This window comes from Litorisediminicola beolgyonensis (genome assembly GCF_042679605.1).
GTDB lineage: Bacteria > Pseudomonadota > Alphaproteobacteria > Rhodobacterales > Rhodobacteraceae > Litorisediminicola > Litorisediminicola beolgyonensis.
The window spans coordinates 20,096-40,042 of the sequence record NZ_JBHTMU010000018.1; the positions used below are offsets into that span (position 1 = coordinate 20,096).

General features: G+C 64.0%; 20 protein-coding genes and 1 pseudogene. 9 read left to right on the forward strand and 12 right to left on the reverse strand.

Going from position 1 to position 19,947, the window contains the following annotated elements:
• Nucleotides 1-65: 65 nt before the first annotated feature.
• Entirely contained in the window at nt 66-665 is a 600-nt protein-coding gene (locus ACFQ4E_RS11465; RefSeq protein WP_386803633.1) for a TetR/AcrR family transcriptional regulator, read from the reverse strand.
• A 114-nt stretch (nt 666-779) separates the two neighbouring features.
• On the opposite strand from ACFQ4E_RS11465, the gene ACFQ4E_RS11470 reads away from it, so the two are divergent.
• The 8 genes from ACFQ4E_RS11470 to ACFQ4E_RS11505 all read left to right on the forward strand — a co-directional run bounded on the left by ACFQ4E_RS11470 (nt 780) and on the right by ACFQ4E_RS11505 (nt 9,000).
• The gene (locus tag ACFQ4E_RS11470) at nt 780-1,826 is read left to right on the forward strand and encodes a polyamine ABC transporter substrate-binding protein (protein ID WP_386803635.1); all 1,047 of its coding nucleotides are present in this window, start codon (nt 780-782) and stop codon (nt 1,824-1,826) included.
• A gap of 35 nt (nt 1,827-1,861) precedes the next feature.
• Nucleotides 1,862-2,716: an ABC transporter permease gene (locus tag ACFQ4E_RS11475; protein WP_386803636.1), complete on the forward strand. Its 855-nt coding sequence runs from the start codon at nt 1,862-1,864 to the stop codon at nt 2,714-2,716.
• Complete coding sequence (locus ACFQ4E_RS11480) at nt 2,716-3,486, forward strand: ABC transporter permease (RefSeq protein WP_386803637.1); 771 nt, start codon at nt 2,716-2,718, stop codon at nt 3,484-3,486. Before ACFQ4E_RS11475 ends, ACFQ4E_RS11480 begins: the two co-directional genes overlap by 1 nt.
• Entirely contained in the window at nt 3,483-4,508 is a 1,026-nt protein-coding gene (locus ACFQ4E_RS11485; RefSeq protein WP_386803638.1) for an ABC transporter ATP-binding protein, read from the forward strand. Before ACFQ4E_RS11480 ends, ACFQ4E_RS11485 begins: the two co-directional genes overlap by 4 nt.
• On the forward strand, nt 4,508-5,233 hold the full coding sequence (locus tag ACFQ4E_RS11490; RefSeq protein ID WP_386803640.1) for an MBL fold metallo-hydrolase: 726 nt from the start codon (nt 4,508-4,510) through the stop codon (nt 5,231-5,233). The genes ACFQ4E_RS11485 and ACFQ4E_RS11490 overlap by 1 nt, the downstream gene beginning before the upstream one ends.
• Complete coding sequence (locus tag ACFQ4E_RS11495; RefSeq protein ID WP_386803641.1) at nt 5,233-6,654, forward strand: aldehyde dehydrogenase family protein; 1,422 nt, start codon at nt 5,233-5,235, stop codon at nt 6,652-6,654. Before ACFQ4E_RS11490 ends, ACFQ4E_RS11495 begins: the two co-directional genes overlap by 1 nt.
• A 139-nt stretch (nt 6,655-6,793) precedes the next feature.
• Nucleotides 6,794-7,828, forward strand: coding sequence for an alcohol dehydrogenase catalytic domain-containing protein (locus tag ACFQ4E_RS11500; protein WP_386803643.1), 1,035 nt, complete (start codon nt 6,794-6,796; stop codon nt 7,826-7,828).
• A 275-nt stretch (nt 7,829-8,103) separates the two neighbouring features.
• Nucleotides 8,104-9,000 (forward strand): LysR family transcriptional regulator, encoded by an 897-nt coding sequence (locus ACFQ4E_RS11505; RefSeq protein ID WP_386803645.1) that lies wholly within the window; start codon nt 8,104-8,106, stop codon nt 8,998-9,000.
• Here the strand turns inward: ACFQ4E_RS11505 and ACFQ4E_RS11510 are convergent.
• From ACFQ4E_RS11510 to ACFQ4E_RS11555, 10 genes and pseudogenes are all read right to left on the reverse strand, one after another.
• Nucleotides 8,995-9,774: a carbon-nitrogen hydrolase family protein gene (locus ACFQ4E_RS11510; protein ID WP_386803647.1), complete on the reverse strand. Its 780-nt coding sequence runs from the start codon at nt 9,772-9,774 to the stop codon at nt 8,995-8,997. The two genes, ACFQ4E_RS11505 and ACFQ4E_RS11510, sit on opposite strands and share 6 nt — an antisense overlap.
• Entirely contained in the window at nt 9,771-10,568 is a 798-nt protein-coding gene (locus tag ACFQ4E_RS11515) for an ABC transporter permease (RefSeq protein ID WP_386803649.1), read from the reverse strand. The genes ACFQ4E_RS11510 and ACFQ4E_RS11515 overlap by 4 nt, the downstream gene beginning before the upstream one ends.
• Entirely contained in the window at nt 10,565-11,323 is a 759-nt protein-coding gene (locus ACFQ4E_RS11520; RefSeq protein ID WP_386803650.1) for an ABC transporter permease, read from the reverse strand. The genes ACFQ4E_RS11515 and ACFQ4E_RS11520 overlap by 4 nt, the downstream gene beginning before the upstream one ends.
• Before the next feature lie 77 nt (nt 11,324-11,400).
• Nucleotides 11,401-12,450: an ABC transporter ATP-binding protein gene (locus ACFQ4E_RS11525; protein WP_386803652.1), complete on the reverse strand. Its 1,050-nt coding sequence runs from the start codon at nt 12,448-12,450 to the stop codon at nt 11,401-11,403.
• 70 nt (nt 12,451-12,520) lie between these two features.
• A complete protein-coding gene (locus ACFQ4E_RS11530) occupies nt 12,521-13,606 on the reverse strand; it encodes an ABC transporter substrate-binding protein (protein WP_386803653.1) in 1,086 nt (361 codons plus the stop codon).
• A gap of 25 nt (nt 13,607-13,631) precedes the next feature.
• Entirely contained in the window at nt 13,632-14,576 is a 945-nt protein-coding gene (gene speB, locus ACFQ4E_RS11535; protein ID WP_386803655.1) for an agmatinase, read from the reverse strand.
• Nucleotides 14,577-14,844: 268 nt separating this feature from the next.
• A complete protein-coding gene (locus ACFQ4E_RS11540; protein WP_386803658.1) occupies nt 14,845-15,231 on the reverse strand; it encodes a hypothetical protein in 387 nt (128 codons plus the stop codon).
• Between the two features lie 3 nt (nt 15,232-15,234).
• Nucleotides 15,235-16,224 (reverse strand): carbon-nitrogen hydrolase family protein, encoded by a 990-nt coding sequence (locus ACFQ4E_RS11545; RefSeq protein WP_386803660.1) that lies wholly within the window; start codon nt 16,222-16,224, stop codon nt 15,235-15,237.
• A 251-nt stretch (nt 16,225-16,475) separates the two neighbouring features.
• A pseudogene (locus ACFQ4E_RS11550) lies at nt 16,476-16,598 on the reverse strand (IS3 family transposase); the annotation flags it as partial.
• Nucleotides 16,599-16,814: 216 nt separating this feature from the next.
• A complete protein-coding gene (locus ACFQ4E_RS11555) occupies nt 16,815-18,152 on the reverse strand; it encodes a hypothetical protein (RefSeq protein WP_386803662.1) in 1,338 nt (445 codons plus the stop codon).
• Between the two features lie 116 nt (nt 18,153-18,268).
• Between ACFQ4E_RS11555 and ACFQ4E_RS11560 the strand changes: the two genes are divergently transcribed.
• Nucleotides 18,269-19,069: a sulfotransferase family protein gene (locus ACFQ4E_RS11560; RefSeq protein WP_386803664.1), complete on the forward strand. Its 801-nt coding sequence runs from the start codon at nt 18,269-18,271 to the stop codon at nt 19,067-19,069.
• A 5-nt stretch (nt 19,070-19,074) separates the two neighbouring features.
• On the opposite strand, the gene ACFQ4E_RS11565 is transcribed toward ACFQ4E_RS11560, so the two are convergent.
• Nucleotides 19,075-19,947, reverse strand: coding sequence for a glycosyltransferase family 2 protein (locus ACFQ4E_RS11565; protein WP_386803666.1), 873 nt, complete (start codon nt 19,945-19,947; stop codon nt 19,075-19,077).

The window sequence follows — 19,947 nt, forward strand, 5'->3', positions numbered from 1 at the left end:
CTCAGCGACGCATACGGTGCGCGGCGCAGCTGGCTGTCGGCACCCGTATTACATGATAACGGCCTTCAATGGCAGACGGCGCGTATATGCACCGCAACGGTGTCCTTCAATTCGTCGAGCGACATCTCTGACGACACTGTAAACGCCGTGAACAGTCCGTTGATGCTGAGAAACAGGACGTCACCCAAAGCGTCCGTGTCCACCTTTGAACTCAGGTAACCTCTCGCGCGCAACGCAGCACAGAGGTCTTTCACCTGTTGCGCCAGTGCCGCGTCGAGCATCCGGTAACGGTCGGAGAACGGCGTGTCGGGATGCTGGATCGCCAGAGCCATGGCGGTACGCCACATCTCCTTTGTCAGATAGACCAGCGAGTGATCGTAGTAGATGGCCGCCAGCCGGAACACCGCATCCGAGGCGTCGCGCGCCTCCTCCTCCAGCACGGCCTGACCCTGATGCAATACCTCTTCGACCTCGAGCGAGACGATCGCCAAGAGCAGGTCAGCCTTGCTTCGGAAGTAGTTGTAAAGCGTCCCAACCGAGACCTCTGCGAGTTCCGCAATGGCGTCGATTCGCGCCGCCTCGTAACCGACATCCTTGAACAGCTTGCTGGCCGCCTCGACGATTGCCCGTTTTCGCGACGCTTTCTGCCGTTCTCTTAAACCCATGCCTGAAAACTCCATAGTCGAGTGTAAAATTATCATTGACTATAAAAATGACTGCGTTCAACTTTTTTCTGCACGGCGTATGAAAGCGCCGAAGAATCCATCAGGAGAGGTCATATGTTCAAGCATAGTTGTGCTGCCGCTGCGTTGGTTGTCGGTGTTGCTCCGGCGGTGCAAGCCGAGGATCTTAACGCGCTGATCTGGTGCGACCACGCCGACGCTGAGCTTCTGCAGCCCTTCGAGGACGCCCATGGCGTGCGCGTCAACGTCAAGGAATACGAGGGCACTGCCGCGGGCCTGACCTTGCTAGAACAATCGCGGCCCGGCGATTGGGATGTCATGGTGATCGACGCCGTCGACGTCGGCCGCGCGGTCGAGCGGGGTCTGTTGGCGCCGCTGCCGGAGGGCGTCGCCCCGCTGGACAGCTATTTCCCCGAAGTCAGGCTCGAGGATCACGTCACGGTCGACAACACAGTCTATGCGGCCGTGGAAAAGTTCGGCTACAACACCATCGCTTACAACAAGGCCGCGGTCGATCCGGCCGAGATGGGCTCTCTCTCGGCGTTGTGGTCTGGCAAATACGACGGGCGCATCGCCATCTATGACTATTACCTGCCGGTGCTTGGCCTTGTCGGGCTTCAGTCTGGCGTGAATACTGCCGATCTTGACGCCGCCGCGCTCGACGGCCTGCGTGATCCGCTGATGAGCCTGAAGGCCGTGTCCAGGCAGGTGTCGGATGTGGTGGGCAGCCAGACGGCGCTTGCGACCGGGGAAGTCGACATTCTCATTGGGGGCGGCGAATGGCTGACAGCCGTGCTGAACGCAGAAAACCCCGATCTCGACTGGGCAATCCCTGAAGAGGGTGGGCTGCTCTGGGCCCAGTCACTCGCGATCGTGGAGGGGACCGAGAAGCCGGAGCTCGCCGCGGAATTCGTGAAATATGTGCTTTCGCCGGAAGGGCAGGCGCGCCTTGCGACCTCTTCGTGTTATTGGGGCATGCCTGCGAACAAGGCCGCAGGCGATGTTCTGACTGCCGAGCAGAAGGCCGTCCTGCGTTGGGATGACCAGGCCGACTACCTGACGCGGGCCCAACTCTACCCGGTTCCGGATGCCGATACCGATGCGGCGATGCAGGACCTCTGGACGGAGATGCTTCAGAACTGAGGCGCCCAGAAAATTCCGGATCAGAGACTCGCAAGATGACCAGCGAACGACGCGAAAAACGTGAGGGGGCGGCGCTTGTCGCCCCGGCACTCTTGTGGACGCTGGTGTTCTTCGCCGTGCCCTTTCTGGGCATGGCGGTTCTGAGCCTTGCGCATCTTGAGGGGCGAGAGATCGTACAAAGCTACGATCTGGGCAATTATGTCCGCATCTTCACCGATCCGTCCCTGCGGCGAGGAATCCTCGTATCGCTCGAGATCACCGCAACGGTGACCGTGCTGTCCGTGTTGCTGGCATGGCCGCTGGCCTGGATCATCGCCACCCGCGTGCCGGCGCGATGGCAGCGCATGGCTCTCTTGATCGCGGTGCTGCCGTTCTGGACTTCCTACGTTGTGCGGTCCTATTCCTGGGCGCTGGTGTTGGGAGAGAACGGGGTCGTGAACAGGGCGCTGCTCGGGATCGGAGTGCTGACCGAGCCGGTTCAGATCATGGCCACGCGTGCGGCGACCGTGACGGGGTTTGTCCATTTCTTCGTGATGCTGCTGACGCTCACGATCTATTCCAACCTGATCCAGCTGTCGCCGAACTACGCCAGGGCGGCGACCGATCTGGGCGCGTCGCGCTGGCAGGTCATCCGGTTGGTCATCCTGCCGCTGACGCTGCCTGGGGTGATGACCGGGGCCTTTCTGACCTTCGTGCTCTGCATCGGCGACTACATCACTCCGCAAATTCTTGGCGGCAACAACGAGCTCAGCTTGCCGCAACTGATCATGCTGCAACTGGGCCGACGCGGCGACTTTCCCATGGCGTCCGCCCTTTCGGTCGTTCTGATGGCCCTTGTCACGCTCGCCTACGCCGCCTCGGCACGCTGGCTGAAGATGGAGCGGATGTGATGCGCCTTCTGTCTTGGCTCTACCTGATCGCGCTCTTCGCCTTCATCCTCTTGCCGGTGGTGGTCCTGGTCGTCTTTTCGTTCCAGGACGGCCGCCTGCCAGTGCCGCCGTTCAAGGGCGCAACGCTCGAATGGTACGGCAAGGTTCTGTCGGACCGTGCGCTGATGGAGGCGCTGCTGAACTCGCTGCTGGTGGCGCTGGTCTCGGCCGCTGTTTCGCTCGTCCTGGGCTTTCTCGCGGCATCGGGTCTCGCCCGTGCCGTGCTGCCGGGATCGGCGCTGATGCGTGGGGCCCTCATCGCGCCGATGACCGTGAGCTACCTGATCGTGGCGCTTGGCCTGCTTCAGATGTTCGGCGAGATCGGCGTTCGCCCCTCTCTCGTCGCAACAGGTATCGGCCATGTGGTCATCAACCTGCCCCTTTGCTTTGCCATCGTCTATGCGTCGATCGGAGAGCACCAGAAGAGCGCGCTGAAAGCGGCGCGCGATCTTGGCGCGCGGGAGTGGCAGGTGCTTTGGTTGATTTCGGCGCCGATGTTGCTGCCCTCGCTCGCCGCCGCCTTCTTCCTGGCGTTCACCTTCTCCTGGGACGAGTTCATCATCGCCTTTCTTCTGACGCGCTTCGACGTGACCCTTCCGGTCGAAATCTGGTCGATGCTGCGCTCGGGCCTTTCGCCACAGACCAACGCGGTGGGCTCTCTCGTCTTTCTCGTTTCCATCGTCACCGTCGTCGCGCTGGAACTCACGTTGTTCCGAAAGAGGGCCAAATGACCGCCGATGTCTCTATCACCGGTGTCGAGCACCGCTTCAACTCCTTCATCGCGCTGCACCGCATCGACCTGGACATAAAGGCCGGCGAATTCATCGTCCTGCTCGGGCCGTCGGGTTGCGGCAAGACCACGCTTCTGTCGATCATCGGCGGCTTCTTCACGCCCACGAAAGGGCGGGTCGGGATCGGCGGCAAGGACATGACACATGTCGGCCCGCGCGAGCGCCCGACAACGACGATGTTCCAGGATTACGCCCTGTTTCCCCACATGAGTCTGCTCGACAACGTTGCTTTCGGCCTGAGGACGCGCGGTTTCGGCAAGTCCGCCCGGCGCGAGAAGGCCAAAGAGATGCTGGAGATGGTCGGGCTGGCCGACAAGGGGAACCGCCGCCCGCATGAGCTCTCGGGCGGGCAGCGGCAACGCGTGGCCTTGGCGCGCGCGCTGGCGGTGGATCCTGACGTTTTGCTGCTGGACGAGCCGCTCGGCGCGCTGGACCTCAAGCTGCGCCGACAGATGCAGGACGAGCTGAAGGAGATCCAGCGCCGCGTCGGAACCACCTTCGTGCACGTAACCCACGACCAGGAAGAGGCCATGGCCATCGCCGACCGCATCGTCGTGATGAACCAAGGGCGGATCGAGCATTGCGGCACGCCGGAAGAGGTATATCTGAGCCCGCGCACCCCGTTTGCCGCCGATTTCATGGGGGAAATGAACCGCATCGACATAAAGGCGGGGGAGGGGGCGGCCAACTCGGCCCTGGGGCCTATCGCCGTGGTCGGAGGCAGTGGAACGCTCTGCCTCAGGCCCGAGAATATCGGTCTTGAGGGAGACTTCAGCCTCGGCCGCGCACGGTTGGCGCAGGCGTCGTTCCTGGGGGCGCACCAACGCTGCCATTTTCGCCCGCTCGGTGCGCCGGACCTGGAACTGGTTGCCCATCTGCCGCAGCGCATTGCCCTGCGCCCCGGCGACGAGGTCGAGCTTTTCGGCAGCCATCCGGTGATCTTTCCCAAAGAGGCCGCGTAATGCGGATCCCTCCGAAAGACTGGTATCGCCAGCGCTCGGTTGGAGATGGCATCACCTGGATCGACGAGCCGCATATCCAGGAGTTCTACCGCTGCAATATCTGGCATGTGCGGGGGCGGGATCGGGACTTGATGGTGGACAGTGGCATGGGCGTGGTGTCGCTGCGCGAATGGGTGCCTCTGGTCAGCGAACGCCCGCTTGACGCGGTGGCCAGCCACACGCATTTCGACCATATCGGCTGTCACCACGAATTTCCCTGCCGCCTGTGTCACGAGGCGGAGGCGGACATCCTTGCCACTCCGTCGCGGAGGGCGACGCTTGCCGACCCTTATGTGACGGACGACATCTTCGACGCGCTTCCGGACGTGGCCTACCAATCGACGACCTACGCCGTGACGTCAGCGCCGGCGACGCGGCTCCTGGCGGACGGCGACGTGATCGACCTTGGCGATCGCAGGTTCGAAGTGATCCACACCCCCGGCCATAGCCCGGGTGGCATTGCACTGTGGGAAGCACAGACCGGCATCCTGATCTCGGGCGACATCGTCTATGACGGCCCGCTCATCGAAGACACCTACCACTCGGATGCCGCCGATTACGTCGCTTCGATGCGGCGGCTGCTCAGGCTACCCGTGCGCATCGTGCATGGCGGGCATTTCCCGTCCTTCTCGGGCGCGCGGCTGACCGAACTGATCACAACCTGGCTCAGGGACAAGGACCTCTGATGGACCATTCGCTGTTCTATATCGGCGGCTCCTGGGTGCCGCCACTTGCCGCAAATCCTTTTGCCGTCGAGAACCCGGCGACCGAGGAAACGGTGACCCATATTTCGCTCGGCAGCGCGGCGGATGTCGATCGTGCGGTGGCCGCAGCGCGCGCCGCCTTTCCCGGCTGGGCGGCCACGCCCCTGTCGGAGCGCCGCGCAACGGTCGAGCGGTTCTTGCAGATCTACAAGAACGGCTACGAGGAGATGGCCCGTGCGATCTCGACCGAGATGGGCGCACCGATCACCATGGCCCGAGAGCAGCAGGCCGACACCGGCATCGGCCACACCCAGGGGTTTCTCGACGCGCTCGGTGCGCTGGACTGGGAATGGCACCTGCCGAATGGCGATACTCTCATGCGAGACCCCATCGGCGTCGTCGGACTGATCACGCCCTGGAACTGGCCGGTGAACCAGATCGCGCTCAAGGTCATCCCGGCGCTGCTCACCGGATGCCCCTGCGTGCTGAAACCGTCCGAGATCGCGCCGCTTTCGGCGATGATCTTCGCGCGGATGCTCGATGCCGCAGGGCTGCTGGCCGGCGTCTTCAATCTGGTGAACGGCACCGGTCCAGAGGTCGGCGCCGCCCTGTCCCGGCACCCGGATATCGCGATGATGTCCTTCACCGGCTCGACCCGCGCGGGGGCGGCAGTGTCCCGAGATGCCGCAGACACCGTCAAGCGCGTGACGCTGGAACTGGGCGGCAAGAATCCCAACATCGTCTTCGCCGATTGCAACTTGGCCGAGCGCGTGGCGGGAGCGGTGGCCGAGTGCATGAACAACAGCGGCCAAAGCTGCGATGCGCCGACCCGGCTCATCGTCGAGCGGTCGGTCTATGACCAAGTGGTCGATCTGGTTCGCGCGGCGGCAGAGGCGACAGAGGTCGGCGACCCGGGGCAGGAGGGGCCGCATATCGGCCCGCTGGTGTCGGGTCTGCAATGGGACCGTGTCCAGGCGCTGATCCAGGCAGGCATCGAGGATACCGGTCGTCTGATCTCGGGCGGCCTTGGCAAGCCCGAGGGCTTCGACACCGGGCACTATGCCCGCCCGACCGTCTTTGCGGATTTGACGCCCGACATGCGCCTCTGGCACCAGGAGGTGTTCGGCCCGGTGCTGACCATCACCCCGTTCGAAGACGAGGCCGAGGCGATCCGGCTGGCCAATGACACGACCTATGGACTAGCGGCCTATGTGCAGACCGGCGACAGCGCGCGTGCGCGCAGGGTGGCCCGGCAGCTGCGCGCGGGCATGGTGCATGTCAACGGGGCCCCGCACAATTACGGCAGCCCCTTTGGTGGCTATGGCCAGTCGGGCAACGGGCGCGAAGGCGGGTTGCTGGGGCTTGAGGATTTCACCGAGGTCAAGGCGGTGCACGGCCTGTGACCGCCGCGGCCCGTGCTTTCCAGCACGGACTTGGACCATGTCCGCGCCTCCAAGGGGCTGAGGGCGTCGTTCGCTCGACATGAGGAGTAATGCGGATGAATCCGGAAACCCCCACACGATGACTGGTCTTCCCGCCAAGATGAAAGCGGCTTTCTGCGACCGCCCCGGCGCGGCGCTGGACATCCGCGAGGTGCCTGTGCCCAGCCCGTCCGCGGGGCAATACCTTGTGCGGGTCGAGGCCTGCGGAATCTGCCATTCCGACCTGCATCTGCAACTGGGCGAAGAGCCCCTGCCCGATGATGTGTTCCCGCTCTGCCTCGGGCACGAAGGCGTGGGGCGCATCGTTGCGGGGGGCGGGCCTCTTCCGATAGGCACGCGGGTTGCGCTGCCATGGCTTTATTCCGCCGACCCGGCCAGCGATCCGACGCTGCGCGGCAAGGAGAACTATTGCCCACATCAGAAGGCCCGTGGCATAGATGCGCCCGGAGCCTTTGCGGAATATGCGTTGCTCGAAACGGAATTTGCGGTCGAGATCCCCGATGCCATTGCAACCGACGCTGCCGGGCCGCTTCTTTGCGCGGGACTGACCGCGTGGTCGGCCCTGGGCCGCTGCGACATCCAGCCTGGCCAGCGCCTGCTGATCGTCGGTGCGGGCGGGCTGGGCCAATATGCGATTTCGATCGGGCTGGCCCGGGGGCTGGCGGTGGCCGTGGTCGATCCGGACCCCCGCAAGCGGCGCGAGGCGTTGCGCCAGGGCGCGGGCATCGCCATCGGCCCCGACGACCCGGCAGCGATCCGGGCGTGGGGCGGCGCGGATGTGGTTGTCAACTTCGCTCCGACCGCGACGGTCTGGGAGCTGATCACCGGCGTCGTCAACCCGCTGAGCCAGATCGTCCTTGTCGCGCTTGTTCAAGAGCCCGTGCCGCTTTCGGCAATGTGGCTCATCAACGGAGGTCACCGGGTGATGGGCTCTTCCGTCGGCACCCGGGCGGACCTGCGGGACTATCTGCACTTCGCCGCCGAACATCCTCCCTCAGTGGCCATCGACGTCCTTCCCTTCGCGCAGGTCAACCAGGGGCTGGAGCGGCTCGCCGCCGGTGACGTCACCGGGCGACTTGTCTTGCGGTTCGAGGTTTCGGTAGAGCCGTCCTCTGGCGGCCTGAGCGAGGAGTAGGCGCAATCCGTGGTTACGATGCGCAAAAAAAGTCGGCTGCGTGCACGCGCTGATCAGCTCGCATTTCTTGGGTCCGACCTGCCGAAAGCGATGCGGTGAGCGCCTGTCGAAATAATCGGCATCACTTGGCCAAGCTCGCGGGGTCCGTAAACGCGCCCGATTACAATGCCGGTCCCATCCGGCAGTGAACTTGTTCGGTTCGTCCCACAGCCTGGCCGGTTCGTTCCATTCTTCTCGGATTGACCAGAGTTTATGTTGGGATTTATCAAACTATCATGCGATTGGCCGGATCTGATCTTCGACTCCTGAGCGTCTTTGACGCGGTCGTGCGCCATGGTGGCTTTGCGGCGGCGCAGACAGAGTTGAACATCGGCCCGTCCACGATCAGCAATCACATATCCGCCCTCGAAGAACGCCTCGGCTGCACCCTGTGTCAGCGGGGGCGCGGTGGCTTCCGGGTGACCGAAAAGGGCCAGATCGTACATGCCGAAGCGCAAAAGCTTCTGGCAAGCATCGACGGCTTTTCGGAATCTGTCAGCACGCTGCGCGGCAAACTCGTGGGCACGCTTCGCGTGGGTATCGTGGATGCCATCGCAACGGATGGAAGCTCGCGCCTCTCCGAGACGTTTGGACATTACTTCGGCACACCAAACGGCATCCATCTGGAAGTGAGGCAGTTGTCACCGCAAGACCTGCTTCAGAGAATCTACGACGGCCTGATCGACGTCGGTGTCGGAAGTTTTCCAAACAAGCTTGCGGGCCTGACCTACGAGGAACTCTATCACGAGACGCACTCCCTCTACTTCGCGATGTCACATCCTCTGGCCAGACGAGACATCGAAAGCGTCAGTGTCGAGGATCTGGCCGGGTTCGACGTGGTCGGGCGCGGCTATTGGCGCGACCGGATGCATGGGCAGCTGGGTCTGCGCAACGTCAAGGCGATCGTCTATGAGATCGAACCGCAGCTGATCCTGATCCGGAGCGGGAAGTTCATAGGGTTTCTGCCCGATCACTTTGCGGATCACTGGGTGAAACAAGGCGTTTTGGGCAGGCTGCCGCTGTCAGAAGCAGGGTATGGCTGCTCCTTCGAGCTTGTTTACAAGAAGGCACCCCGCCAGGGCCGCGCCGTGCGCAAGTTCATCGACACCGTTCTCGAAATGCACCGGTCATAGGCCGATTTCGTCAAGATAAACGAAGTCCGCACGCGCTAGGGCGATGCCTCCAGGGTACAGGTCGGCGAGCAGAAGGCACTCCTCCGCGCCTTCCGCCGCGACAATCGTCTTTCCATCCGGCCCCGCAACGGTACTTTGCCCCAGATAGGTTTGACTGCCCTCGGTTCCCGTCCGATTGGCGTAGGCTACGAACACTTGGTTTTCCAGCGCGCGCGTGGCGATCAGGTGTTGCGCCACGGGTTCGAAGGGCTTCATGAGGGCGGTGGGCACAACAATCAGGTCGCACTGCTGGCGGGCGAGATGGCGCACGGTCTCGGGAAACTCGACATCGAAACAGATCAGGAGGCCGATCCGCCATTTCCGGAAGGTAAAGGTCAAAGGCGCGGTGCCACGCTGGAAGATGCCCTTTTCCCAGTCCCCGTAAAGCATCTGCTTGCGGTAGGTGCCGATCAGCCCTTTTTGCGGATCGAAAACGAAAGCCGCGTTCGAAAGCCGCCCATTGCATTTGGCATAGCTGCCAACGACGAGGGCAAGGCCGGTCTCGCGCGATATCCGAGCGAGCCGCGCGGTCACGTTTTCGGTGACATCCTCGACGATGTCATGAGGGGATTTGGTGACGTAGCCGGTCAGAAAGCATTCGGGGAATACCAAGAGGCCCGCGCCCTCCTGTGAGGCCTGACCGGCCCGGATGGCGATCTCGTCGAGATTGTCCCGAACGGCACCGCTGGTGCCGCCGCCTTGCCAGAGCGCAATCCTCAGCCCGTCGACGGTCATCGCGAAGCCCTTTCCGCGCCGAGCAGGCGGGGCAGGTCGCCGAACCGTGCGATCAGGCCGAAGACGATGGCCGCGAGGGCCACGAAGCTGACGGCAACGGCCGCCATGATCGGAGTGTAGCCGTAGCGCAGCGAGTTGAAGATCTTGATCGGCAGCGTTTCTACGGTGAAGCCGGAGACCATGTAGGAGATGATGTACTCGTTCAGGCTCAGCACGAATGCGAAGGCAAAGCCGGAGACGAGATAGGGCCGAACAAGCGGAAAGGTGACGGTTCGGAACGTCGTGCGCGCATCCGCTCCCATGGATCGCGCCGCCTCGAGCAGCTCTTCGTTTACGGATTGAAGCCCCAGCGAAATCGTCACCAGCGGCAGCGTGACCAAGAAGATCGCGTGCGAAATGATCGTCGCCTCGATCCGCCCGTAAAAGCCCGTGGAAATCCAGAAGATCATGAAGCCGAGCGCGGAAATCACCGGCGGCAGGATGAAGGGCGCGACGCCAAGCGAATAGAGGGCACGCGCCATCCAGCCTTTGCGCTTCCAGACGTGGAGGGCCAGCGGCAGCGCGAGGGAAACCGCCAGAAGGGCCGCGCAGGTCGCGATGATGAGCGAGTTCTGCAAGGCGCCCAGCCAGTCGCTTTCGCGAAAGAGCGCGCCGTACCATCTGAGCGACAGCCCCTCGGGCGGGAACAGCAGCCGTTTCGGCTGGTTCAGCGACACGCCCAACACGACGATGATCGGGGCCGCGAGGAAAGAGAAGACTAGGGCCACGAAGATCGATTTCAGCACGCGGGTCATCGTTTCGTCTCCGTCTGTCCGAGCAGCATCGAAAGGCCGACCAGCGCAAGCGAGACGAGCAGCAGGAAGATCGACATGGCCGATGCGAATGGCAGGTTGGACTGGAACACCGCCTGATCGGTGATGTGCACCGAAAGGGTCCAGTCCTGCGGGCGACCAAGGGTTTGCGGCAGGATGTAGGCGCCCAGGGTGAAGACGAAGACGAGGATGAGCGCGCCGGTGATCGTGTTGCGCATCATCGGAACGACCGTGGTGAAGAAGGTACGGACCGGTGACGCCCCGCACATCCGGGCGGCCTCCGGGATTTCCGGATCCAGGCGCGACATGGCCGGATAGATCACAAGGACAGAGTAGGGGAACCCAAGATAGACCAATGCGGTCAGCAAGGCCCCGGACGAGGGCGAAAAGCTGCGGGATTCAGAGATCAAACCGAGACCGGCGAGTATGTTGCCGATGCCCGCAGTCTGCGACAGGATCGTCGACCAGGAAAAGCCGATGATGACTTCGGAGAGCGACAGGACCGAAAGCAGGAACACCAGCGCCACCGCCTGCGCGCGCCCCGACATCTGCACGAGCAGGTAGGTGAACGGAAATGCGATGGCCACGGCGATCGCGGCGGCGCCGGCGCTGAAACTGACCGAGACCGTCAAGACCTTGGCGAAAAACGGCGACAGGAACCGACCGAAATTGTCGAGCGTGAAAACCGGCTCGTAGAAACCGCCCGACGATTGCCTGAAGAAGCTGATCGCCAGCATGATCGCAAAGGGGACGAGGAAGAAGACGACCAGCGCGAGCGCCGGATAAAGCGCCCAGAGATTTCTGCCGCGCAATGTCATGCTGCCAGCACCTTCGAGCGTCCGGGATGAATTTCCAGCGTGACCTCGTCGCCGATGTCCACGTCGGGCCGACTTTTGGGGCTGCAGATCGACGTCACCTCGGCACCGCCCAAGTCGACTAGGATTTCCACGCTGGCCCCGAGATCCCGGATGAAGGTCACCCTGCCATGCGGACCCGCGCCGTCGGCACCCGCGAAAAGGGTGATATCCTCGGGCCGCACCGACAGCACGGCCGGGCCCGCCACGCCGTCAGGGATGATATCCTCCGGGGTCAGGTCCAGCTGAGCACCCGACAGGGAAAATCTGCGCCCGTCCAGTATGCCTTTCAGCAGATTGGACACCCCGATGAACCCGGCGACGAATGCGTTGGCGGGGTTGCGGTAAATCTCCATCGGTGTCCCGATCTGTTGCAACTTCCCGTCCCGCATGACGATGACGACATCGGCCATCGACATCGCCTCGCGCTGGTCGTGGGTGACGACGATGGTCGTCACGCCCAGCTTGCGTTGCAGGTTGCGCAGCTCGATCTGCATGTGCTCGCGCAGGTTGGCATCGAGCGCAGAAAGAGGCTCGTCCAAGAGAAACACCTGCGGGTCGATGGCGAGGCCGCGCGCGATCGCGACCCGCTGCCGCTGACCTCCCGAAAGCTGGTGGATCCGGCGATCCTCGATCCCGGACAACTGGACAAGCTCCAGCAACTCCTTCGCTTTGGCCCGGCACTCGCCCTTGGATATGCCGCGGATCCTCAGGGGATAACTGATGTTGTCTGCAACGCTCAGATGCGGGAACAAGGCCAGGGACTGAAATACCATCCCGAAATTGCGCTCGTGCGCCGGGACCTCGCCGTAAGACTGGCCGCCCACCATCAACTCGCCCTCGCTGAGGTCTTCCAACCCGGCGATCATGCGCAGCAGCGTGGTTTTTCCGCAGCCCGATGGCCCGAGCAGGCAGACGAAACTGCCATCGGGGATGTCGACACTCACGCCGTCCACGGCGGTGAACGTCCCGAACCTCTTGGTGACATTGCGAAGGCTTACCTGGGTCATGTGCGTTCCTGCATCGGTCTGTGTCCGCACCGGCGCGTAAAGCCGGTGCGGAGGCCCGTTTCGGGGTGGGTCAGCCGGCGATCATCTCGGCCCATTTCTGGTTCAGCCAATCGCCACGCTCCTCGTAGATGTCGTAGCGGGGAAGGATCGGCGGGGTATCGCTGGAGACCGCAGCAAACTCTTCGTCGGTCAGGTCGGTCAGCTCCCGATTGACGGTCGGCGCGGTTCCCACGTTCCGCGCCAGCTTTGCCTGGATTTCGGGCTGGCACATGTAGTCGATGAAGACCTGCGCCTCTTCGATCTTTGTCGAGGCCTTCGAAACGCACCAGGAGCCGGAATCGAGCACGCCGCCTTCGGACGGGAAGGTCGAGCGGACGGGCTTGCCATCGGCGGCGGCCAGACCGGCAACATCGTGATAGTACTGGCCCATCGGGATCTCACCGGTCTCCAGCGCCTGCTGGAATTGCCCTTCGTCCCGGTACCACAGGCGCACGTTGCGGCGCACCTCACCGAGCTTGTCCATCACCTGCAAGATGCCCTCCTCGGTGTCGAGGATGTCGGTGCCTCCGAAATGGGTCTTCGCGCTGATCTCCAGAAGGAAGGACGTCGTGATCAGCGAGATGAGCCCGAGCCTGTCCTCGTTCGCCGGGTTCCACAGCTCGTTCCAGGAGCTGGGCGCCTCGGGGTAGGCATCGGTGTTGGTCACGAGAGTGATATACCAGGCCACCGCGCCGACGCCGCTCACCGTGCCGTCCTCGTAGGTCGAAACGAAATGGTCCGGCAGGTTCGAGATATTCGGCATCGCCTTGGGGTCGAGCCCCGCCCAAAGTTTCGAGCTGGCCCCCTTGAGCCGCACGACTTGCGCCATCATCGACACGTCGGCCGGTGCCTGGTTGGCCCGTGCTGCGGCTTGCAACTGCACCAGCCACGACTCGCCCGTGGGCTCGCCGATGGACTCGACTGCGATGCCGGTCGCGGCGGTGAAATCCGGGTAGATATGGGTGTCGAAGGACTCCTGAAAATATCCCCCGTAGGTGCCGACTTTGAGGCTGCGGTCCTGCGCCCTGACGATGGACGGCGCGCCGAGAGCCGCCAGCGAACCCAGCACGGCCCCGCTTTTGAGGATGGTGCGGCGATTGAAGGTCTTGAACGTCATTGTCTTTCTCTCCTGTTGGATGTGATCAGACACCTGGAAGGGCGCACAGCATCTCGAAAAGCAGGTTTGCTGCTATCAACGCGGTGTTTCCGCTTGGATCGTATTGAGGTGAGACCTCGACAAGATCTCCGCCCACGAGGTTGAGCCCGCGGGTTCCACGGATGATTTCCATGGCCTGCCAGATCGTCAGGCCGCCGATCTCGACCGTGCCGGTGCCTGGAGCGAAGGCCGGGTCCAGGCTGTCGATGTCGAAGCTCAGGTAAACCGGGTGGTCGCCGATCCGGCGTCGGATATCGTCCATCACCGGGCTCATGGACTTGCCCCAGCACTCTTCGGCCTGCATCACTGTCCAGCCCTTCGACCGCCCCCAGTCGAAATCGTCCGGAGAGTAGCCCGTGCCGCGCAGACCGATCTGGAACACCTTGTCGTTCTGAAGCAGCCCGTCCTCGAAGGCCCGCCGGAACGGCGTTCCATGCGCGATCTTCTCGCCGAACATGTGCTCGTTCGTATCGGAGTGCGCATCGACATGGATCAGCGCGACGGGTCCGTGCTTTCGCGCCATCGCGCGCAGCACCGGCAGGGTGAGCGTATGGTCGCCTCCAAGGGTCAACGGAATGCAATCATGCGCCAGAATGTCGATGTATGCGTTGGTGATGATCTCGAGGCTGGCCTCGAGATTGTAGGTGTTGATCGGTATGTCACCGACATCGGCCACCTGGAGCTTGTCGAAGGGCGCTGCCCGAGTCGCCATGTTGTAGGGCCGGATCATGGCCGACTCCGCACGGATCTGGCGCGGCCCGAACCGGGTTCCCGGTCGATTGGAGGCGCCGATGTCGATTGGGATGCCGACGAAGCAGGCGTCCAGTCCGCTCGCGGTGTCCTGGCTTGGCAGCCGCATCATGGTGGCCGGGCCGCCAAATCGCGGCATCGTGTTTCCACCCAAGGGTTGATTGAACGTCAACTCCAACATCCTTCTCAGTCACTTCGCTCGTTCAAGGTCATGCTACGGTGCAGAGGGTTTGATAAAATAGCGAACCACACCGGCATCACTTTGACTGATCTCAAGGTGAAAAACCTGACCTGCGCCGCGGCCACGGGCCAATCCCGGAAACGCATGCAGGTCCGCCCAGAGGTGCCTCCGGGTGTGGGACGAAATCTCAAACGGTTTGGCAGGAGCCGTGTTTCGGTGCCCGAAGCCCTGACATCGGCTCCTCAGGTCGCGTCGGTGCGACCCGCTGTCAGGACGCAAGAACGACGTGGCAGGCAGCCCAGACCAGGCCCACGTTCAGGCTTATGAACGAGATCATGGAGATCGCGCGAAAGGCCGGATGCTCGGATGCCGTCCTCGAGAAGGCCATCGGGATGAAGGTGGCGGGATTCACCACACCGCCGAACAGCGTCGCGTAGACGGCGGGGGCGGGCAGGTCGGGTGCGGCCAATGCAACTGCCACCATCACCAGGCCCATGATGATCCAGTCGAGATGCACCTGACGCACCCGCCTCGTATCCACGATGCCGAGCTTCCGGATCAGGTCGGGATAATCGACAACGGCCAGCATCACGAAGCCCGACAAGCCGCCCAGAGCGAGAGAGATCATGCCCGCGGCTTCAAGAATCTGCGCCATCTCTCAGGACGCCCGTTCGCTGGAACCCGGCCGTGTCTCGGCCCCATCACTCAGATTGACCGACCGGCGCGGCGCGCGATCGACCGAGAGCTGGAAGATATCGTTTCGGGAGTAATGGCCGGCAACGTCGAGATCGTGCTTGTAGCCAACGGTTTCGCCAAGATCGAGATCCGCGATGATCAGACCGGGCTCATCAAACAGTTGCGGCTTGAGCCATTCCCCGTTCGGCCCCACGAAACCGCTTCCCCCCCGGAAGAGCACATTTGACGCGCGGCAGTTCGGGTCGAGCCCCGTGGCGTAGCCCTCAAGCAATTCCTCCGGCACGTCGTCGACGGTCAGGTAATGCGCCGCTGCGGCCACGAAACACCGGCCCTCGAAGGCGTAGTGCCGCGCGGCGAGGGCATGTGCCTCGGGCATGTCGGGCCAGAGGGCCAGGTGTATCTGTTCGTTCTGCGCATGCAGCGCCTGGCGGGCCAGAGGGTGCCAGTGCTCCCAGCAGACCAGCCCGCCAATCTCTCCGATATTCGTGGAGACCACCCTGAGGCCCGCCGCATCGCCCTGCGCCCAGATGTTGCGCTCTGTATGGGTCGGCGTGAGTTTCCTGTGAAGGTTGAGGGTTTGCCCCGTGTCACCGATCAGCAGAATGCTGTTGAACACGCTGCCGGCGCGCGCGTCCGCCCTCTCGTTGAAGCCGAGCGACACGAGGACACCGGCGGCATTGGCGGCTTCGCGAATGGGCTGCAGCTCCGTGCTGTCCTGGGTCGGGCACTGGTCCACAAAACGCCGATACCAAAGCCGCGCATTCGCGTCGTCCCACCCCGCCATCCCGAAAACCCACGATGGGTACCCTGTGAGCCAGGACTCGGGGAAAACAACCAGTTGCGCACCCTGAGCCGCGCAGTCCTCAATATGCCCGACTGCCCGGCGAACGCCCTCGGCGAGGTCCAGGACGGCAGTGGGTTTCTGAACGATTGCGACGCGTGTGACGCTCAATGGGACATCCCCCGAACATGTTCTTGGTCAAGATGTTCGACAGATCAGCGCTCACATCCTCGATGTGCTCGCAAAGCCGTTCGCAACATCCCTGTCGCCTCACGATCACGCAGCGAATGCATTGAGTAAATGCAAACCTACCCGATCTTGGATTGAGGTTTGTCAAAGTATTCAGTGTTTGCCGCTAAATTTGTGCCGGCGCTTGGTTTACAGGTAGGGGGCGAAGCGTCTACCGAACCAGGGACATCTCATGGCGATCCCGGCTCGATGCGTGCCGTCTTCGCGCCGACAACAACCATCCAGTCCCGGACGTTTCGGGCAAAGGACTGAGGACCGATGTCGGACCGAATGCAGTCCGGCGGACCGCGCAGGATGTGAGATTTCGAGCGCTTCAAAAGCAGCACCATCTCCCGGACGGGCGCCTTTGCGTGCCACCAATCCTCAGTTCTACGGCGCGCTCTCAAGCTCAGTTACGTTTGGACGGCTCCCATGCCATGATCTCCCTTGAGTTAACCGTTTTTTCTAAAATGAGTCGCCCTTCGGGGTAACGCGCTCTCGCGTACACGCAAAATCCGATAATGAGAGTTATGTTATATAGAGCGCTGCCGCAGACCCAGCACGCTTCCTGCCAGAACTGCGAAGAAAAGCCCGAGATCCGGATGCGGCCGCGTCAGCAGCGCTTGTAATAGGATCGCGCCCGCGCCGCTTTGGGCCGCGCGCAGGATCACGACATCCGTCATGGGCCGTGACGGATCGGGGCTTCCGAACAGAACCGGCGCCAGTGCCTTCAGATAGAGACCGGTCCCGATGACGCCGAGACTGCCGAGACAGGCAAAGAGCCAGCCAGAACTGCGGCTCATGCCCAATCCCGTGCCCAGACCGCCTGTCTCGACGAGATTGCGCAGCGATTGCAGGGCCCAGCTCTGCCGTTCCGCGCCCGAGACCGACGCGAGCTTCTGGACCAGGAGCTGATCCGTCAGCCCCTGAAGCCACGGCACCGTGAGCCAGGCGATGACCAGAAGACCAAGCGCGCCCGGCAGACAGGCCAGAACGACCGCCTGTCCGCGCTCGACGCCCGGGCGGCCATGGCGTGCGAGGATCCAGAGGGTGACCACCGCTCCGCAGGCCCAGGCCGCGCTCGAGGTCGAGCGCAGGAGCAGCGCGCCGCAGAGAAGCGTCAGCGCTCCGGCGCCGCGGGGCGCGTGATCCGACAGCCAGAGCCGCAGCCAGAACGCGTAGAGCCCGATGGTGAAATAGGCGAAACCCGCCGGTTCGGGGAAGCCTCCGACCAGCCGTTTGACCCCGCCGACGACCTGGTTGTCGAGCATCATCGCCCGCATGCTTCGGAGCGGATCGAGAAGATGCGGCATCCCCATCGTGTGGCTCGCAAGATCGGCGCCGGCCAGCGCGGCATGCATCAGCGTCGCGGCGGCAAGCACGACGGGCGGTCCGCGCGCAGCCCCGCCCTGCCGCAGCACATGCTGCGCCAACAGGAGTGCCGAGACCGACAAGGCCAGCCGCAGGCATTGCCCGAGAGCGCCGGGCCCAGGCGCGAGCGGCACGCGCTGCCAGACCGCCGCGCCCTCCCGCTGGACCGCGACATAGACCTCGGTGCGGGCGGAAAGGAGCTCGGGCAGGATCATCGCCCCGAGCCCCGCCCAGAGAAGAAGCGCGATCAGCGCGGTTCCCGGCGCCCCCGGTGTGAGCGCCGCGCTCAATCCGGTCAGGCGCGGGTCGCGCAGGCCCCAGGCGAGCCACAGAGAGATCAGCGCGGCGTCGGCCAGCGACAACGTCCCGGTACCGCCGACCGACAGCGCCGCGGCGCTGCCGAACGGCAAGGCGACCGCCACCAACCAGAACCCGCGCCGCGGTCCGAGCCAGAGCGCAAGGACCATGATCAGGAGCGCCAGAGGTGTCGTCGGCGTCACTGCCCAGACCCCTGGCGCGGCCTATCGGCGATTTTCCGCGACCCATGTGACAAAAAATCTCGCATAGGTTGTTTCTTCGCTACCATGTCCTGCGACACACCGCTTCGAGCCCGCCGATGCCCGCTTCGCTCTCCCCGGCTCAGCCCTCCCGGCTGCGCCCCCTCGCCAAGAGTGCCGCCGCGACGGTGGCGCGGCAGGTTCTGCCGCAGGCGCGCTATTCGCGCTGCATCCTCCTGCTGTCCCATATGCGCGCGACGACGACCGCGCTCGGCAATGTGCTGGGGTCGCATCCGGCGATCTCGGGCTACGGCGAAAGCCATGTGCGCCATGACTGTGCCGGGGCGCCGGCGGCTCTCGCGGTCAACCTGGCGCGACGAGGCTGTCTGTCGCTCGGAGCGCCGTACCTCTTCGACAAGGTCCTGCACGACCGGCTGGACGACGCGGTCTCGGACGATTTCTACACGGCGCGCGCGCTCATGCTCTTGCGGGCTCCGGGACCGAGCATCGCCTCGATCCTGAAACTCGCCGCGGCGACCGGGTTGCGCGAAGGGGCTACGCCCGAGACCGCAGCGCGCTATTACGCGGCGCGCGTGACACGGCTCTGCACGCATTGGGACCGCTTCCCGCGAGAGGCGCGCATGGGCGTGAGCACGGCCGAGCTGCGCCGCGATCCCGACGCGGTTGTCGGCCGGATCGGCGCGGGGCTTTCGCTCTCGCCGCCGCTCGGCAACCATTACCGCAGCAGCGCCGCCAGCCGTCGCGCGGGCGGCGGCGATCCGTTGAAAAGCGGTCGCTTCTCGAGGATCGAGCCCGGGCAGGACGAGCCCTGCGGCGACATGACCGTTGTGCCGCCCGGTCTTGCCGCCCGCTGTCAGGCCGCCCATGACGCTCTGCTCGACCGGTTCCAGCGCGGCTGAGAGGATCATCGCAGATCGAGGATCCGCCCGGGCGCAGCGGTGCCGCGCAGAAGATCGACGAGGGCCCGCCTGTTGCCTCGCGCGCGCGCCACGCGGTCGATCCACGGCTCGGGGCGGAGCGCGCGCAGATGGTTCGCCAGCACAGAGCGCAGCATCAGCCGCAGCGCGAACCCGAGGGGCAGCGAGCCCTTGCGCCAGAGATAGGCCGGATTGGCAAGCTGGCTGTAGCCGAGCGCCAGCCCCCTGGTCTCGCGCCCGGATCGCAAGCCCAGATGCACGCCGCTGAACGCGTCCGTCGCGAGCTTTTCGCCGGGGACGCGGGCGGCGAAATCGACGTCCTCCTGCCATCCGTAAAGCGGCAGCGCTTCGTCGAACCGGGTCGTCCCGACCGCGTCCATGCGGAACGCCATATTGCAGCCATAGAGCCCCACCAACCGCCGCGCGAGCGCGCGGGGCCGGTTGCGCGGAGAGGCGTCACGGTCGAGGAGCGCCTCCGCTTTGGCGCGATCGAGACCACCCGAGCCGATGCCATCCGCAAGAAGGCGGCCGGTCAGACCCGACGCCTCGGGAAAGGCGCGAAACCCGCGGCGGATGCCGTCCAAAGCGTCATGCGCGGGCAGGTAATCGTCATCGAAAAAGGCCACGATCTCGACCTGCCCGCGCAGCGCGTCGAGCGCCCGGTTGCGCTGCGCCGCCAGTCCCGGAGGGCCGGTGCAGATGATAGCGTCCGGCGGCACCAATCCCTCGGGCAAATCCGCCGGCCCGGTCACCGAGAGGACCAGCAGATCGGCCGGTGCGCTTTGAGATCGTAGGCGCATCAGCAGCGCGCCGAGCGCCTCGGGCCGACCGGCGGAGCAGATGACGAGACCGAGCCGCAT

What these genes read in the sequence shown, in the direction of transcription:
- ACFQ4E_RS11465 (WP_386803633.1), bottom strand. Translation starts at nt 665, where the DNA reads ATGGGTTTAAGAGAACGGCAGAAAGCGTCGCGAAAACGGGCAATCGTC.
- ACFQ4E_RS11470 (WP_386803635.1), top strand. Translation starts at nt 780, where the DNA reads ATGTTCAAGCATAGTTGTGCTGCCGCTGCGTTGGTTGTCGGTGTTGCT.
- ACFQ4E_RS11475 (WP_386803636.1), top strand. Translation starts at nt 1,862, where the DNA reads ATGACCAGCGAACGACGCGAAAAACGTGAGGGGGCGGCGCTTGTCGCC.
- ACFQ4E_RS11480 (WP_386803637.1), top strand. Translation starts at nt 2,716, where the DNA reads ATGCGCCTTCTGTCTTGGCTCTACCTGATCGCGCTCTTCGCCTTCATC.
- ACFQ4E_RS11485 (WP_386803638.1), top strand. Translation starts at nt 3,483, where the DNA reads ATGACCGCCGATGTCTCTATCACCGGTGTCGAGCACCGCTTCAACTCC.
- ACFQ4E_RS11490 (WP_386803640.1), top strand. Translation starts at nt 4,508, where the DNA reads ATGCGGATCCCTCCGAAAGACTGGTATCGCCAGCGCTCGGTTGGAGAT.
- ACFQ4E_RS11495 (WP_386803641.1), top strand. Translation starts at nt 5,233, where the DNA reads ATGGACCATTCGCTGTTCTATATCGGCGGCTCCTGGGTGCCGCCACTT.
- ACFQ4E_RS11500 (WP_386803643.1), top strand. Translation starts at nt 6,794, where the DNA reads ATGAAAGCGGCTTTCTGCGACCGCCCCGGCGCGGCGCTGGACATCCGC.
- ACFQ4E_RS11505 (WP_386803645.1), top strand. Translation starts at nt 8,104, where the DNA reads ATGCGATTGGCCGGATCTGATCTTCGACTCCTGAGCGTCTTTGACGCG.
- ACFQ4E_RS11510 (WP_386803647.1), bottom strand. Translation starts at nt 9,774, where the DNA reads ATGACCGTCGACGGGCTGAGGATTGCGCTCTGGCAAGGCGGCGGCACC.
- ACFQ4E_RS11515 (WP_386803649.1), bottom strand. Translation starts at nt 10,568, where the DNA reads ATGACCCGCGTGCTGAAATCGATCTTCGTGGCCCTAGTCTTCTCTTTC.
- ACFQ4E_RS11520 (WP_386803650.1), bottom strand. Translation starts at nt 11,323, where the DNA reads ATGCTGGCGATCAGCTTCTTCAGGCAATCGTCGGGCGGTTTCTACGAG.
- ACFQ4E_RS11525 (WP_386803652.1), bottom strand. Translation starts at nt 12,450, where the DNA reads ATGACCCAGGTAAGCCTTCGCAATGTCACCAAGAGGTTCGGGACGTTC.
- ACFQ4E_RS11530 (WP_386803653.1), bottom strand. Translation starts at nt 13,606, where the DNA reads ATGACGTTCAAGACCTTCAATCGCCGCACCATCCTCAAAAGCGGGGCC.
- speB (WP_386803655.1), bottom strand. Translation starts at nt 14,576, where the DNA reads ATGTTGGAGTTGACGTTCAATCAACCCTTGGGTGGAAACACGATGCCG.
- ACFQ4E_RS11540 (WP_386803658.1), bottom strand. Translation starts at nt 15,231, where the DNA reads ATGGCGCAGATTCTTGAAGCCGCGGGCATGATCTCTCTCGCTCTGGGC.
- ACFQ4E_RS11560 (WP_386803664.1), top strand. Translation starts at nt 18,269, where the DNA reads ATGCCCGCTTCGCTCTCCCCGGCTCAGCCCTCCCGGCTGCGCCCCCTC.
- ACFQ4E_RS11565 (WP_386803666.1), bottom strand. Translation starts at nt 19,947, where the DNA reads ATGCGGCTCGGTCTCGTCATCTGCTCCGCCGGTCGGCCCGAGGCGCTC.